The 15866-nt window shown below is 55.9% G+C and carries 13 protein-coding genes, 1 tRNA gene and 1 pseudogene; 9 read left to right on the top strand and 6 right to left on the bottom strand.

Annotated features, from left to right (window positions below):
* Positions 1-81 precede the first annotated feature (81 nt).
* The gene (locus ACRZ91_RS03615; RefSeq protein WP_170470473.1) at positions 82-219 is read left to right on the top strand and encodes a hypothetical protein; all 138 of its coding nucleotides are present in this window, start codon (positions 82-84) and stop codon (positions 217-219) included.
* 19 nt (positions 220-238) lie between these two features.
* On the opposite strand, the gene ACRZ91_RS03610 is transcribed toward ACRZ91_RS03615, so the two are convergent.
* The 3 genes from ACRZ91_RS03610 to ACRZ91_RS03600 all read right to left on the bottom strand — a co-directional run bounded on the left by ACRZ91_RS03610 (position 239) and on the right by ACRZ91_RS03600 (position 2876).
* Positions 239-892 carry a leucine-rich repeat domain-containing protein gene (locus ACRZ91_RS03610; RefSeq protein WP_480902667.1) on the bottom strand — a complete coding sequence of 218 codons (654 nt, stop codon included), beginning with the start codon at positions 890-892 and terminating at the stop codon, positions 239-241.
* Between the two features lie 155 nt (positions 893-1047).
* Entirely contained in the window at positions 1048-1764 is a 717-nt protein-coding gene (locus tag ACRZ91_RS03605) for an RlmE family RNA methyltransferase (protein ID WP_480651416.1), read from the bottom strand.
* Entirely contained in the window at positions 1764-2876 is a 1113-nt protein-coding gene (locus tag ACRZ91_RS03600) for a Ppx/GppA phosphatase family protein (protein ID WP_480902665.1), read from the bottom strand. The genes ACRZ91_RS03605 and ACRZ91_RS03600 overlap by 1 nt, the downstream gene beginning before the upstream one ends.
* Before the next feature lie 241 nt (positions 2877-3117).
* Between ACRZ91_RS03600 and ACRZ91_RS03595 the strand changes: the two genes are divergently transcribed.
* The 4 genes from ACRZ91_RS03595 (at position 3118) to ACRZ91_RS03580 (ending at position 5622) form a co-directional block, all read left to right on the top strand.
* A complete protein-coding gene (locus tag ACRZ91_RS03595) occupies positions 3118-3414 on the top strand; it encodes a virulence factor (protein ID WP_480902663.1) in 297 nt (98 codons plus the stop codon).
* Between the two features lie 26 nt (positions 3415-3440).
* Positions 3441-4367 carry a methylenetetrahydrofolate reductase gene (locus ACRZ91_RS03590; RefSeq protein ID WP_480902660.1) on the top strand — a complete coding sequence of 309 codons (927 nt, stop codon included), beginning with the start codon at positions 3441-3443 and terminating at the stop codon, positions 4365-4367.
* A 9-nt stretch (positions 4368-4376) separates the two neighbouring features.
* A complete protein-coding gene (locus tag ACRZ91_RS03585) occupies positions 4377-5438 on the top strand; it encodes a methyltetrahydrofolate cobalamin methyltransferase (RefSeq protein WP_170774150.1) in 1062 nt (353 codons plus the stop codon).
* Positions 5439-5548: 110 nt separating this feature from the next.
* Positions 5549-5622: transfer RNA gene (locus ACRZ91_RS03580), tRNA-Gly, on the top strand.
* Between the two features lie 10 nt (positions 5623-5632).
* On the opposite strand, the gene ACRZ91_RS03575 is transcribed toward ACRZ91_RS03580, so the two are convergent.
* Together ACRZ91_RS03575 and ACRZ91_RS03570 are read right to left on the bottom strand one after the other, a co-directional pair.
* A complete protein-coding gene (locus ACRZ91_RS03575; RefSeq protein ID WP_480902657.1) occupies positions 5633-6490 on the bottom strand; it encodes a class I SAM-dependent methyltransferase in 858 nt (285 codons plus the stop codon).
* A gap of 24 nt (positions 6491-6514) precedes the next feature.
* On the bottom strand, positions 6515-8560 hold the full coding sequence (locus ACRZ91_RS03570) for an ASKHA domain-containing protein (protein WP_480902655.1): 2046 nt from the start codon (positions 8558-8560) through the stop codon (positions 6515-6517).
* A 215-nt stretch (positions 8561-8775) separates the two neighbouring features.
* Between ACRZ91_RS03570 and guaB the strand changes: the two genes are divergently transcribed.
* The 3 genes and pseudogenes from guaB (at position 8776) to ACRZ91_RS03555 (ending at position 13857) form a co-directional block, all read left to right on the top strand.
* Complete coding sequence (gene guaB / locus ACRZ91_RS03565) at positions 8776-10224, top strand: IMP dehydrogenase (RefSeq protein ID WP_170470449.1); 1449 nt, start codon at positions 8776-8778, stop codon at positions 10222-10224.
* A gap of 59 nt (positions 10225-10283) precedes the next feature.
* Positions 10284-11447, top strand: a complete 1164-nt coding sequence (locus ACRZ91_RS03560; protein ID WP_480902651.1) for an RsmB/NOP family class I SAM-dependent RNA methyltransferase — start codon at positions 10284-10286, stop codon at positions 11445-11447.
* 104 nt (positions 11448-11551) lie between these two features.
* A pseudogene (locus ACRZ91_RS03555) lies at positions 11552-13857 on the top strand (ATP-binding response regulator).
* 5 nt (positions 13858-13862) lie between these two features.
* On the opposite strand, the gene ACRZ91_RS03550 reads toward ACRZ91_RS03555, so the two are convergent.
* The gene (locus ACRZ91_RS03550) at positions 13863-14456 is read right to left on the bottom strand and encodes a gamma-glutamyl kinase (RefSeq protein WP_480902648.1); all 594 of its coding nucleotides are present in this window, start codon (positions 14454-14456) and stop codon (positions 13863-13865) included.
* Positions 14457-14646: 190 nt separating this feature from the next.
* Here ACRZ91_RS03550 and recA point away from each other — a divergent pair, with 190 nt between their 5' ends.
* Positions 14647-15711, top strand: coding sequence for a recombinase RecA (gene recA, locus ACRZ91_RS03545; RefSeq protein ID WP_010440218.1), 1065 nt, complete (start codon positions 14647-14649; stop codon positions 15709-15711).
* Positions 15712-15866 lie beyond the last annotated feature (155 nt).

The following is a 15866-nucleotide window of genomic DNA, read 5'->3' as shown; positions in this document are numbered from 1 at the left end:
ACTTGGACTGTCAACAGGTGATGTATGCCGGATCGAACAGCTACTATCATAAAGCCGATTTCTGCTGATCGGAAAACAACGTTGGATCAGCGCATTGAAGAACTTCGCGCGCGCGAGCCTGTCGATATAAATCATGGAGAGGCAATCTTGTTTCAGGGGATTGCTACGGCGTCACTCAAGAAACAGCGGATCGCTCAGGGTAAGATCGATCTGGACTAGGACGGCGACCGTACGAACCCTAAAGCCCAAGCCTTTCTCGCAAACGCGATAGGTGCTGCATCATGTTGTACTGCCAGCCCGGTTGATAATTTTGTCGGAAGCCAGAACCGCCTGACAACTGAAGAAATGGACGTTCCTGCAAGATCGCAAATTGTTCACCAGACCCGTCAAGCGCATGACTGTCGTGAAGATTCAGCCAATTCAGGTTCTCGATTTGTAAAACAGGCACCAGCGTTTCAATTTGGGTATTGCCAATATCAAGGCGTTCAAGCGATGGCAGTGTCGCGAGAGGAGAAACATCAGAAACCCAGGTATCATGGAGGTAAACCAGCTTTAGGTTCGGTAAACCGTTAAGTGGGCTAAGATCGGAGACCCGCGTCATGTTCACGTCAAGCCGCTCGAGTGTTGCGTTCCGTTCCAGCCCGGTCAGATCACTTAGATTGGTTCCCCGTGCATTCAGAGATTTGAGATTCGGAATATCCGGGATGTTGGCCGGCAGCTTTCGAAGTTCAGTAAGATCTTTAAAATCAAGATCGTTCGTTCCCGCAGAAACGACATCTTTAACCCGCTGCTCGGCTATCAGTAGTTGTTGGTTTGCAGTTTTCTGCAGCTTGTACTGCCAGGCGGCCAACGCAATCAGGGCAACAATAAGTGCTAGGACAGTTTTTCTCATGTGATCGGCGGATAAAACGACAATGCGGCCAATCTATGACCGTGTAGCGCAGCGCGAAATGCAGGCAATCACGGTAAACCGCAACGTGTCGTGCAAGAGGACTTAATCGCCACCCGAGAATTACAGTTGGTTAAAAGATTCAACCTTACAGTCGCTTAGCCACGGAAACCGGTGGCGACAACGAATTTTTCCGAGCTGTCCGAGCGTGACGCGGGTGGCTTTACATTGGCCACCTTGTTGAATTTCTGCTTGAGCAGCTTCTGAAGGTCTCCCTCGGCACCGCCCGCAAGAACCTTTGCGACGAAGGTGCCACCCTCTTCCAGCACATCAAACGCAAAATAGGCTGCCGTTTCGCACAAGGCCATAATCCTAAGGTGATCGGTCTGCTTGTGGCCTGAGGATGCAGCCGCCATGTCGGACATGACCACATCCGCTTTACCGCCCAGCCAGTCTTTGACCTTCTGGTCGGCATCATCTTCCATGAAATCAAGCACATGCGCAGAAGCCCCCGCTACGGGTTCGACCTCTTGCAAATCGACACCTAGAACCGTGCCAATACGCTTACCGCTCTTCTCGCCTAATGCGTTAACACGTTGCACTGCAACTTGCAGCCAACCACCGGGCGCACAACCCAGATCAACCACGCGCGCGCCGGGCACAAGGAACCGGAATTTATCGTCTAGCTCCAGTATCTTGAACGCTGCGCGTCCGCGATACCCTTCGACCTGCGCCCGCTTGACATAAGGGTCGTTCAATTGCCGCTCAAGCCAGCGGGTCGAGCTGAGCTTACGCCCGCGCGCTGTCTTAACTTTAACCTTCAGGTCACGTTGCCCGCGACCCGAGTTGCCTTTGCCGGTTGGTGTCTTCGCCATCAGAACGGTCCGTCTTCCAATACACCGTCCGCGCTCATCTGCGCATAGAGCAAACCTTCGCGTAGCCCCCGATCCGCCACAGAAAGGCGATCAGTGGGCCAGCAGCGCAACAATGCCTGCAAAATGGCCGAGCCGGACATGATCAGGGCCTGCCGATCTTCTCCGATCCGGGGATCACGGCGGCGCCCACGAGGGCCGAGTTCTAGATAGCCTCGTATGACCTTGTCAATCTGATCGCTGGTCATTCGCAATCCGTCCACCTTGGTTCGGTCATAGCGTTTTAGACCCAGATGCGAAGCAGCCACCGTGGTGACGGTTCCGCTTGTGCCCACGATCTGGAACCCCTCGCGAGCCTGTTCATCTTTGTAAGGTGCAAAATCAGCAAGGTTTTCTTCAAAGTACCAGCTCATCAGCGCAAATCGCGCTGCATCGTCTTCGACGTCGTTGAACTGGTCCCGCAAAGTGGCCACTCCCAACGGTACACTGATCCAATCCACGACTTTAGCCGCAGGAAATGGGCTGTCGGCGGTATGAAATCCGTTATGCAGCCGCATGATCGAGGCAGGTCGGTCGCGGCGCGGAACCGAGGATATGTCGATCCAGACCAACTCGGTCGAGCCGCCGCCAATATCCACGACCAACAATTGCTCGGTTTTGGTTGATACCAGCGGCGCGCAGGAAATGACGGCCAGGCGCGCTTCTTCCTCGGGCTGAATGATGTCAAGCGTCAGGCCAGTTTCACGTTTGACCTGACGGATGAAGTCGCGTGAGTTCTTGGCACGACGACAGGCCTCGGTCGCGATCAAGCGCATGCGCTTGACCTTGTTCCGTTTCAGCTTTTGCTGACAAATCCGAAGGGCTTGCACCGTGCGCGCCATAGACGCCCGCGACAATCGTCCGGTGCGTTCCAGACCAGCGCCGAGTTGCACTGATTTGGAGAAGCTGTCTACCACATGGAAGCCACTGCCCTTGGGCTGGGCGATCAACATGCGGCAGCTATTTGTCCCCAAATCCAGCGCCGCATACAACGCATCTGGATCGGGTCTTGCCGGCGCGGGGCTTTCGACCGCTTTCGGGAACGCGCCCGCACCTTTGGGACGCTTGGGCGCCATCTGAAACGCCCTCCGATTTTCGAGTTACCCCGACCATAGGTCGCGCTTTTCAATCACGCAAGACACTCATTAAAGTCATGAGGATTTTGATGTTCGGTTTCGAGGCAGGGGTCTTTAAAAGCAGCGATATCCGATCCTGGGCAAAAAGGTCGCTGCAAATACGCCGTGTGTCGAAAATCGACCGACCTGCGCCCATATTGAAGTTTAGAACCGGCCCATCGGGTTAGGAGGAATCACAGTTATGCCTGACGTCACCATCGTATACTGGCGCGACATTCCCGCTCAGGTCATCGTCGGCAAAGGCCGTCGTGGCGCCAAGCGGCAATTGGAAGAGCGGTTTGAACAAGCCATCGACCGGGCCGCAATGAAGGTGAACGCCAAGGATAGTGATGCCTATCTGGCGGAGTGGCGCAAAGCCGAACCTTTCGCGGTTGAGGGCGACCCGTCCGAGATTGCCGAGGCCGAGGCCACGCGCCTGGAAACGGAATACGATCAGGACCGTATCAAGTCCCTGATCGCCAATGACGGTTGGGCATGAGCCCCAGATCTTTATGGGAGGCCGCTATGGCTTTGCTGAACTTCAAGAAACGTGATGCGGTCGAAAACGGCCCTGTGAACCCGACCGTCGAGGCCTTTCTGCAGGGCTATTCGATCGAGGTAATGCCGCGCACCGCCGAAAAAGTCGAAGACTTCCGCGCGCTGCTGCCCGAAGGCACACGCGTTTACATCGCCCATATCGAGGGCACGCCAATCGAAGACATGGTCAAAACGGCCAAGCGCATTGCGGCTGAAGGTTACCCTGTCATGCCGCACTTCCCTGCGCGGATCATCAAGGATGCGGCGACTCTGGAAAACTGGATTTCGATGTACCAGGGCGAGGCGGGCGTTGAACAAGCGCTGCTGCTCGCCGGTGGTGTCGCGACCCCTCACGGCGACTTCGACAGCTCGATGCAATTGCTGGAAACTGGCTTGTTCGACAAGGCTGGATTCAAGCGTCTGCACGTTGCCGGTCACCCCGAGGGGAACAAGGACATCGACCCAGACGGTTCGACCAAGAATGTCGATGATGCGCTGCGTTGGAAGCAAAAATTCAGCGAAACAACAGATGCGGAAATGGCGCTGGCCACTCAGTTTGCGTTTGATGCCAAGCCGATCATTGCCTGGGCGGAAAGCCTTAAAGAGGCCGGCATTGATATCCCAGTCCATATCGGTATCGCGGGCCCTGCCAAGCTGCAGACTCTGATTAAATTCGCCATTGCCTGCGGTGTAGGCCCGTCGCTGAAAGTTCTGCAAAAGCGCGCAATGGATGTGTCCAAACTGCTGCTGCCTTACGAGCCGACTGACGTGATCACCGAACTCGCCAACCACAAAGCGGCCAACCCGGATTTCAACATCACCAACGTCCACTTCTTCCCGCTTGGCGGCATCAAAACCAACGCCAACTGGGCGATCAACAACGGCGGCGCTTCGGCAAAGCCAGCAAACTCCTAAGGAACGGACATGACCCGTACAGTCGTCGAATCAAAAACAAAAACAGCCGTTCTGGGCTTTGATGAACCGTTCTGCGTGATCGGAGAGCGGATCAACCCGACAGGCCGCAAGAAACTGGCCGCCGAATTGGAAGCGGGCGATTTCTCAACCGTTGAGAAAGACGCATTGGCGCAGGTTATGGCGGGCGCGACCGTTTTGGATATCAACGCGGGCGTTGTTTACAACTCGAACCCCAACCCAAACGAGACCGAGCCGCCGCTGATGCGCAAGATTGTCGAACTGGTGCAGGGTCTGGTTGACGTACCGCTGTGCATCGACAGCTCGGTTCCGGGTGCGCTAGAAGCCGGTCTGGCAGCCGCAGAGGGCCGTCCGCTGCTAAACTCGGTCACGGGCGAAGAAGAGCGTCTGGAACTGGTTCTGCCGCTGGTAAAGAAATACAACGTACCGGTTGTGGCGATCTCGAACGATGACACCGGTATTTCGGAAGACCCCGATGTGCGATTTGCCGTCGCCAAGACCATCGTTGAGCGTGCAGCGGATCACGGCATCCCGGCGCATGACATCGTTGTGGACCCGCTTGTTATGCCCATCGGTGCGATGGCAACTGCAGGCCAGCAGGTATTTGCTCTGGTCCGTCGTTTGCGTGAAGAGCTGGGTGTAAACACCACCTGCGGTGCGTCCAACATCTCGTTTGGTCTGCCCAACCGTCACGGTATCAACAACGCTTTCCTGCCGATGGCAATGGGCGCTGGCATGACGTCGGCGATCATGAACCCGGTTGCTCTCCCGGTAACCCAGAAGAAGATTGCCGAGAAGAAGGAACAGGTTGCCGCCGCTGGCATCATCCTGCCAGAAGGCATGGATGACGAAACCTTCGTTCAGATGTTCGGCCTGGGTTCGACCAAACCGCGCGCTGGTAAAGAGATGGAGGCCATCCGCGCCGCAAATCTGCTCACAAACAATGACCCGCATGGTGGTGAATGGATCAGGTCCAACAAAGCGCCTGAGGAAGCCGGTGCCGCCGGTGGCGCTGGTGGGCGTCGGGGCGGTGGACGTCGTCGTCGCGCTTAATCTATGGAAAACAACAGATTGAGCCGGGTCTTTGACCCGGCTCTTTCGTTTTTGTCGGTACTGGTTTGGCTTGAACCCCGGTCAGGACAAGTGGTAGTCAATTCTTAGCGGCGGGTATGATGTAATGGTAGCCTGTCAGCTTCCCAAGCTGAACGCGCGGGTTCGATTCCCGCTACCCGCTCCAATACTATCGATCAACTCGATACACGCGCCTGCAGCAGGTTGATGACCGCTGGAACCTGTACGCCTTTTGGTGTTTGGAATGCGCGAAATTCTTCGGCGACTCCACGCACGATGGCGTCAACATCCTCCTGTGTACCTTCGAAATGGGCGATCACCCGCGCGGCGGGGCCGACCCGGGTACACAAAAGCGCAGCATCTCCGACGGATGCAGGGGCGGTCAGCGCAAGGGGGACCGCTTCAATATGGATATCTTTTAAACCAGCCTGCGCCATCAGGTTTGAAACCCTGTCGCGGTCATGGAATGCTAAAGGGCCGGGTGCATTCCGGTCCACCTTGGGTGGTTGGCCCAACCGTTTGACGGCGGCGACATGCGGGATCTTGAACCAAGGGTTCTCTGACAGACCACCCCAGGCTGCAAAGGTTATCTGACCGCCTGATTTCAAGGCCCGAGCCATATTGGCGAAGGCTACTACGGGATCGGTGAAGAACATCACTCCAAACCGCGAGATCATTGCATCAAAACCGCCTGACGAAAGCTCAGCGATCTGAGCGTCGGCATATGTGAACTCGAGATTGTCGAGCTTGGCCTCGTCTGCGCGCATCCGCGCTCGTTCGAGAAATTGTTCCGAAATATCGATGCCCAGAACATGCCCCTTGGGTCCAACCTGCTGCGCCGCCCGAAGTGCACTTGCACCGGTACCGCAGCCGATATCGATGACGCGCATTCCACCAACCAGCGCGGCGTGATCGAGGACCAGATCCAGTACGGGCGCGAACAGATGGTCCAACTGATCCTCGAAGGTCAGCCAGCGCGTGCCCATTTCGGACTTGCCCCAGAATTCTTCCTGATCACCGTTGATTGTCAGCATCGCGCCCTCCAGGTTTTGAAGGGACTATGACCTCCTGCGGCGGCGACGACCAGACTTTTCATCGTCTCCGCCGCCGGTGTTGAAGGACGGAGCGGGCAGGGTGACGACTTGCGCCAATTCAGGGAACGGATCGGTTTTGTGCGGGATCGCGTTGGCGGCGACGAAATGGTCTTGGAACTTGGGTTCGATCGCGGTTTCGACCTTGGTTATCTCGCGCACGACGCGCTCGATCTCGGCCCGCGATCCGATGTTGCACAATGCAATTCGCGCGCCCGTACCCGCGGCATTGCCCGCGCTGGAAACCTTGTCCAGAGGCGCGTCGGGAATCATGCCTAGAACCATCGCGTGTTTGGTCGAGATATGCGCGCCGAACGCCCCGGCCAGTACCACGCGGTCCACGTGGTCGACCTCCATCTCGTCCATCAACAATCGCGCACCGGCATAAAGCGCGGATTTGGCCAGTTGGATGGCACGGATATCGCCCTGAGTTACCGTGATACGCGGGCCGCCTTCAGAGCTGGCATCGTGGATCAGATAGGAGTTGGTGCGGCCTTCAGGAACGCAACGGGGAGTACCCGTCTGTTCAGCCGAGCCGATCAGGCCACTTTCGTCCAGCAGGCCAGCGATACGCATCTCAGCGACAGCCTCGATAATACCCGAGCCGCAGATGCCTGTGATACCGGTTGTCGCGATGTCCTGATCAAAGCCATCTTCATCCGACCAATTCTCGGACCCGATCACGCGGAAACGCGGTTCTTTGGTGACGGGATCGATTTCTATGCGTTCAATCGCGCCGGGGGCCGCGCGCTGGCCCGAGCTGATCTGCGCACCTTCGAAGGCGGGGCCAGTGGGTGAGGAACAGGCTAAAACGCGCTGAGTGTTGCCCAACAGGATTTCCGCATTGGTGCCCACATCCACGATCAGCACGAGGTCTTCGGATTTGCCGGGTTCTTCAGAAAGGGCAACGGCGGCACAGTCTGCGCCCACATGGCCTGCGATGCACGGCAAGATATAGACCTGCGCACGCGGGTTCATATTAGTCAGGTCCATTTCTCGCGCGGGCAGGGACATGCTTTCCGAAGTTGCCAACGCAAACGGGGCCTGGCCGAGTTCAACCGGATCAAGCCCGAGCAGTAGGTGGTGCATCACTGGGTTGCAGACAAATACTGTTTCAACAATCAGCGCTGCGTCAATCTCGGCCTCATCTGCGATTGAGTTTGTCAAATCATTAATCGCCTCGCGCACGGCTTTGGTCATTTCTTTGTCGCCGCCGGGATTCATCATGGCGTATGAGACGCGACTCATCAGGTCTTCACCGAACCGGATTTGTGGATTCATCAGACCCGATGAGGCCTTGACCTCACCCGTCTCCAGATCGGTCAAATGTGCCGCAATGGTTGTCGAGCCGAGGTCAATGGCCAAACCATAGAGTCCGTGTTCGTGCAGACCGGGCCAGATTTCGACGATGCGCGCCACTTCATCCTTGTGGCCCTTGTGAACGGCGACCGTGACCTCCCATTTCCCTTTGCGTAGAACTGGCTGCAGCTTGGACATAAGGGACAGATCGGCGGTGATCGCATCGATCTTCCATTGCTCGCGCAAAGCGCGCTCCAACCGTTCCAGATCTCCGGTGGGCGAATGCATGTCCGGCTCTTCCACCACTACGAAATAGAGGCGCGTGGCTGGGTCCATTGTAATCGCCCGGGCCGCTGCGGCCTTGCGGACGACTTGACGGTGCACCTGGCTTTCGGGCGGAACATCAATCACTACATCGCCCTGAACTGATGCCTGACAGCCCAGACGCCGACCCGGTTTCAGGCCGCGCTTGTCATCATAGCGCTGCTCGACGGCGTTCCATTCGCTCAGGGCATCCTCGGAAACCGTCACACCGTGCTTGGGGAACTCGCCATAGCTGGGGGTGATCTGACATTTCGAACAGATGCCACGCCCGCCGCAGACCGAATCCAGATCGACGCCCAATTGGCGCGCAGCAGTCAGGATTGGCGTGCCAACGGGAAAGTGCCCACGTTTGCCGGACGGAGTGAAAACGACAAGAGGATCGGTGGTCATGAATGGCCTGCCTTTGTATTCGCGCGTATGCCGGCGAACATATGGGTTTGAACGCAAAGGGAAAGGGCATTCAGCGGCACGTTTTGCATTGCTTGCGTCGTTTTCGGGCGTGGCAGAAGCCCGCAGGGGAAAACAACTTGGGTTCGGGGCTTTCCCTCGGGTGAAATCCATGTAATAGGGTCACCGTCAAACGGGCTTTTGCATGGGGTTTTCAGATGCAGATTCGTGAGGCACTCACCTTTGACGACGTACTTCTTGTTCCGGGCGCATCTTCTGTGCTTCCGGCGACGGCGGATACAACCACGCGTGTAACGCGCGAGATCACTATGAACATTCCGCTGCTTAGCTCGGCAATGGACACGGTAACCGAGGCGCGTATGGCCATTGCCATGGCACAGGCCGGGGGCATCGGCGTTGTGCACAAGAACCTGTCGGTCGAAGAGCAGGCCCGAGAGGTGCGGCGCGTGAAACGGTTCGAATCCGGGATCGTCTACAATCCTGTGACGTTGCGCGCGGATCAGACGCTGGCTGATGCACAGGCGCTGGTCGAACGCTATAATTTCACCGGCTTTCCTGTAGTTGATGAAAGTGGCCGGGTCGTGGGGATCGTGACCAACCGCGACATGCGCTTTGCGACCTCAGACGATACGCCAATCAAAGCGATGATGACTTCGGACAACCTGGCGATGCTGCAAGAGCCCGCCGATCTGGAAGAAGCCAAAAGCCTGATGCGTGCCCGTCGGATCGAAAAGCTGCTGGTCGTCGATGGCGAGGGCAAGCTGACCGGCTTACTGACGCTGAAAGACACAGAACAGGCTGTGCTAAACCCTACAGCTTGCAAGGACCGGTTGGGCCGTCTGCGCGTAGCTGCAGCGACCTCTGTCGGGGACGCGGGTTTTGAACGGTCCGAGCAGCTGGTCGATTCCGGGGTTGATATCATCGTTGTAGATACCGCGCATGGTCATTCGCAAGGGGTTCTGGACGCAGTGAAACGCGCCAAAACGCTGTCGAACGAGGTTCAGATCATCGCTGGCAACGTGGCCACCGCCGAGGCCACCAAAGCACTGATTGATGCAGGCGCTGATGCAATCAAGGTGGGCATCGGGCCCGGCTCGATCTGTACAACGCGGATGGTCGCTGGTGTTGGGGTTCCCCAACTAACTGCGATCATGGATTGTGCGGCAGCAGCGGGTGACGTGCCAGTCATTGCTGATGGTGGCATCAAATTCTCGGGTGACTTCGCCAAGGCGATCGCGGCGGGGGCATCTTGTGCCATGGTTGGTTCGATGATCGCTGGCACAGACGAAAGTCCGGGTGAGGTCATCTTGTATCAGGGCCGTTCGTTCAAATCCTATCGCGGCATGGGAAGTTTGGGCGCGATGGCGCGCGGCTCGGCGGATCGGTATTTTCAGAAGGATGCAGCCAACGATAAGTTGGTACCCGAGGGGATCGAGGGTCAGGTGCCCTACAAAGGGTCCGCCAGTGCGGTTGTGCATCAACTGGTTGGCGGCTTGCGCGCAGCGATGGGCTATACCGGATGTGCAACGGTGGATGAAATGCGTCGCAACTGCAACTTTGTCAAAATCACCGGTGCAGGCCTGAAGGAAAGCCATGTGCATGACGTGCAGATTACGCGCGAAAGCCCGAACTATCGGATCATGTAATCGCTATGGTGCTCGTATCTGGGCATCGAAGTTTATGACAAAGTCAAACGGACCCAGCTATGACACCCGCAGCCCGAGTTCAGGCCTCGATCGACATCCTCGATGAGATATTGGCCGGAGCGCCAGTCGAGAAAGCGTTGACAGGTTGGGCGCGGCGCAGTCGGTTTGCGGGCTCGAAAGATCGTGCGGCAATCCGCGATCACGTATTTGATGCGTTACGCTGCAAACGATCCTTTGCCGCGCGTGGTGGGGCTGAAACAGGGCGGGGCTTGATGATCGGCGCGATGCGATCATCGGGTCAGGATCTTGCTCAGTACTTCTCGGGCGCGCGATATGCGCCAACTTCGGTAACAGATGCCGAGAAAGACCGAGGTTTCCAGACCGAGGCCGAAGCCCTCGACATCCCTGAATGGTTGTGGCCCGAATTCAAGGCGTCGTTGAAAGATGAGGCCAACGCAGCCGCATCTGCATTGCAGGGGCGGGCCCCGGTGCATTTGAGGGTAAACCGGTCGCGGGCTGATCTGGTTGAAATCATCCAACGCCTCTCGGATGAAGGCATAGTGGCGCAACCTCATCCAGCGTGTGACACTGCTTTGGAAGTCACCGCTGGTGCACGAAAAATTTCACAATGCAATCCATATATTGAGGGATTAGTCGAGCTGCAGGACGCCGCCAGTCAGGCCGTTACCGCAGCGATGGATTTGCGACCTGGAATGAGGGTTCTGGACTATTGCGCCGGTGGTGGTGGCAAAGCCTTGGCCTTGGCGGCAAGGGCCGAAGGCGTTCAGGTATTTGCGCACGATATCAATCCAGGTCGCATGGCAGATTTGCCTGCACGTGCAAAGCGGGCGCGCGCAGAAATTTCATTGCTGACGTCGGATCAGGTATCAGGACAGGCACCCTTTGACATCGTTCTGGTGGATGCGCCCTGTTCTGGAAGCGGATCATGGCGCCGTTCGCCCGCGGGGAAATGGGCGCTGACGCCTGAGCGCTTGCTTGAACTTACCCGCATTCAGGCAATGATTTTGAAGAGCGTCGCTCCATTGACCGCAGACGCAGGTACGATTGCTTATGCCACATGTTCAATGCTGTCTGTCGAAAACGACGCGATAGTGGACAGTTTTCTGCAAGAGCATTCGGATTGGCGGTCTGGGTTTCGGGGTACGTGGCTGGTTTCACACGGGGCGGATGGATTTTATTCGGCCCACTTGACTAGAACCTAGATCCGATCAAACAACTTAAAGGAGTTTTCACCGCTGATTTATTAAGCGGCAATTAACGATTGCGGGCCGATATTGGTCAAATATGTCTTAATAAGAGCTGCTTTATGCCCAGTGTTCCCCAAGCGTTTCCCCGTTTGTCAGATCGGGTCGTATCTGATCGCGGGCGCCATGTGTCTTTGGGTTTGATTGCCCTTCTTCTCTGCCTGCTTGCTGCCTCGGGTGTCCTTCCAAAACAATGGAACACTGGTGTTGCAACCGTTGGTCTGTCTTTTCTTGCGGTTGTTGGGTTTGCAATCTTAGGCAATTGGATCGCCAAGCAGATTGAGCAGCGTACAAAAGGCGTGATTGCAGCGCTTTTGGAACAAGATACCGCAGCCTGTATCGTTACGGATCAAAATGGCCGAATAGTCCTGGTCAATTCGCAGGCCAGCCTCGGCCTTGATGCCATACCAGAGAAACAACTGGATGACGCCTTGCGATCTGTATTCGCCAATCCGGCGGCGATTCTGCTGCGTCTTCAAACTCAGCTCCGGTCACGGGTGAAAGCTGAAGAGGATGTAGTTACACGTGGTCAAACCATACCGGTGACGGTATCGAAACTGGATCAAGATTGGTATTGCTGGCGCTTCGCATTAGAGGCTGAGCAAGCCTGGCGAAATGTCGGGTTACCGGTCATCACCATTGGTCGGAATGAAGTTATTCTAAACACCAATGATGCAGCTGCAAAATTTTTTGGCCGCACGCCCGCCACGTTTGCAGAGTTATCACCAGAGAATGCTGTGCTGGGCGATCCCGGCGGGCTTGGCAGTGCAATTCGAGTAGTGACGCCCGAGGGTGTAAAACTGTCCTGGTTTCTCAGTTACGCCGAAGCGGAATTGCACGCGAACTGATTTTGACCCCGATCACTGGTAGCGGTGCAAAACACGAGGCAACTTCGTTCGCTGATTTGCCGGTTCCGATCATGAGATTGGCGCCCGATGGTGAGATCATCGAAGCCAACCACCTTGCAATCGAACTGGTGGGCGAGGTTCGGCTGGGCAATTCCAGAATTGACGAGGTTATGCACGGGCTTGGCTATTCCATTCGTGATTGGCTCGCTCGTACGGTTGAACAGACTTCTGCTCCAAAGTCAGAGTTTCTGCGCCTTACCCGTAAAGACAAAGAAGTGTTCGTTCAGGTCACGCTGTCTCGTATTGTGAGTGACGGTCAGGTAAATCTGATCGCAGTTCTGAATGACGCAACCGAGTTAAAAACGCTTGAGGCGCAGTTCGTTCAGGGGCAAAAAATGCAGGCCGTGGGCCAGTTGGCAGGTGGGGTTGCACATGATTTTAACAATCTTCTGACTGCAATATCAGGGCATTGCGATCTTCTGTTGCTGCGCCACGACCAAAATGATCCGAATTATGGTGACCTTGTACAGATCAACCAGAATGCCAACCGCGCTGCCGCTCTGGTCAGTCAGTTGCTTGCATTTTCGCGAAAGCAAACCCTCAGGCCCGAGGTGTTGGATTTGCGAGACACGATTTCCGATCTGATCCACCTTTTGAATCGCCTTGTGGGCGAGAAGGTCCGCTTGACGCTCAGCCATGATCCCGTGCTCAAGCCGGTTTGTGCCGACAAACGACAGCTTGAACAGGTGTTGATGAATCTGGTTGTAAACGCGCGCGATGCGATGCCCGACGGCGGTGAGATTCGGATCGAAACCGAAGTTCTGAATCTAGAGCGGGCCTATTCGCGCGACAGGGCGACAGTGCTGCCGGGCGAGTATGTGATGGTCAAGGTCATAGACAGCGGCATAGGTATCCCTCCGGACAAGCTGCAAAAGGTATTCGAACCTTTCTACACCACCAAGCGCACCGGAGAAGGGACAGGTCTGGGTCTTTCGACGGTATACGGCATTGTAAAACAGACCGGAGGATTCATTTTCGTGGACAGCGTACCCGGTACGGGTACCGAATTTACCGTTCTTCTTCCTGTCAGTGCTGCGGCGCAGACATCTGAACCGATCACACCAGAGGCCCCCGAAGAGCAAAAGCCGCGGCAAGGTGAAGGTGTTGTTCTGTTAGTCGAGGACGAAGCCCCCGTCCGCGCTTTTGCCACGCGTGCGCTGCGTCTGAAGGGGTACACAGTGCTTGAGGCGGAATCAGCCGAGGATGCGCTGCATATGTTGGAGGACCCAAATCTCACGGTCGACGTTTTTGTCACAGATGTGGTGATGCCTGGCATGGATGGTCCGACCTGGGTGCGCGAGGCAATGAAAACGCGCCCTGAGGTCCGGGTGGTCTTTATGTCCGGCTATACGGAAGGCGCATTTGGTGAATCCGGTCCCGAGATTGAAAACTCGACCTTTCTGCCAAAACCATTTTCATTGACGCAGCTGACCGAAGCGGTGTTTCAGCAACTCAACTGACGCCGTTACTCAGCAGATTGATGCAGAGCAAATTCCGCTGCGAATAAGCTGCGAAATTGCTGGTCTGTGTCTTTCGAGAGTTCAAGCTTGAGCTTGGGCGAAACATTCTCTTGCGGAAGCTGTATGTCGCAGTTCAGGCGATTTCGTAGGAAATCGAGTATCGTGCCTTGGTTTTCGTACTTAAACACGTGGCTCACTCCGGCACCATTGCTGCGTGGCATTAGGAATTCGCTCTGGCGTCCGACATCCGCACAGGCCGGAGGGGATTTCTGCATATGGGCAACTACAAATGCCTCAAAATCAAGGCCCAGGGTAGAGTGTGGATGATTTCTCAATTCTTGCCGCGTGCGATATCGATACCAACTCCCTAACCAGTCGATGGGTTCTCGGACGACGGCCATAACCTCCATTTCAGTGTCAAACAGCTTCTTGAACATGGTTTGATAGAACCGGTCAAAGCGGCGCATGTTTGCGTGTTTTAATTCAGTTGGACCTGAGACAACGATATCGGCACGGTCTTTCAGAGCAGATTGGTAGGCTGTGCTGCCGGTTTTGGGGACGGACAAAAACGCGAGACGCTCTTCATAAAAAACAAGCATTTATCTTTTCTCTACAACGCTTTTCGATTGGCAGATTGTCGTAAACGACTCTTTAACACAATTGCCTAAGACTGAATTTCATAAGTTTTAGTTGAAATGTTCTCTTTTTGGTCCCATAAGGAACAAGAGGCGAACAAAGCAGCGATTGCCGCCCGTCAAAGGGTGTGACAAAAGGGATAGTGACAGGACAATGGCGGATCTTCTGACGATGAGCGACAAGAAAAACGCAGACAAGCAAAAGGCGCTCGACAGCGCATTGGCTCAGATCGAACGGCAGTTCGGCAAGGGCTCGATCATGAAGTTGGGCGAGGATTCCAAGCAGGATATCGAGGCAAGCTCGACCGGCTCACTGGGCCTGGATATTGCTTTGGGTATCGGTGGTCTACCGATGGGGCGGATTGTTGAAATCTACGGGCCTGAAAGTTCGGGTAAAACCACGCTGACATTGCATTGCATTGCTGAACAGCAAAAACGTGGCGGTGTTTGCGCTTTTGTAGACGCAGAACATGCACTTGACCCGCAATATGCCCGCAAGTTGGGTGTTGATCTGGATGAACTGCTGATTTCGCAGCCCGATACCGGTGAACAGGCGCTTGAGATCACTGATACGTTGGTGCGCTCTGGTGCGGTGAACATGGTTGTGGTCGACTCGGTTGCGGCCCTGACGCCGAAATCCGAGTTGGAAGGCGACATGGGCGATAGCAGCGTGGGCGTTCAGGCCCGGCTGATGAGCCAGGCAATGCGCAAACTGACCGGCTCGATCAATCGCTCGAACTGCATGGTGATCTTCATCAACCAGATCAGGATGAAGATCGGCGTGATGTTCGGTAGCCCCGAAACCACGACCGGTGGCAACGCACTGAAGTTCTACAGCTCGGTTCGTCTGGATATCCGCCGCATCGGCGCGATCAAGGATCGCGACGAGGTGGTCGGCAACCAGACCCGCGTCAAGGTTGTGAAGAACAAGGTGGCGCCGCCGTTCAAGCAGGTGGAATTTGACATCATGTATGGCGAAGGCATCAGCAAGATGGGCGAATTGCTAGACCTGGGCGTTAAAGCCGGAGTGGTTGAAAAGTCAGGTTCATGGTTCAGCTATGGCGACGAGCGGATCGGGCAGGGGCGTGAAAACGCCAAGCAATATCTGCGTGACAATTCCCGCGCCGCGTTGGAGATCGAAGACAAGATTCGCGCGGCCCACGGTCTGGATTTTGAAATGCCCCCGGAGGCGGAAGAGGATGATATCCTCGAAGCGTAATGCACTCTGACGGCATCAGCAGAAATCCCCCGGCACTCCGATCGTGCTGAGAATACCTGGAACGGGGCGGCTCAAGGGGGCCGCCTTGTTTCGTTTGGGCCGTCCAATGCTGTGGACACTCCTCTGACAGAGGGCTAAACCTTCGCAGACCATTA

Source organism: Ruegeria sp. O11 (assembly GCF_056535285.1).
Note: the sequence above shows the minus strand (reverse complement) of the source record. Positions and strands in the feature narration are given on the sequence as shown.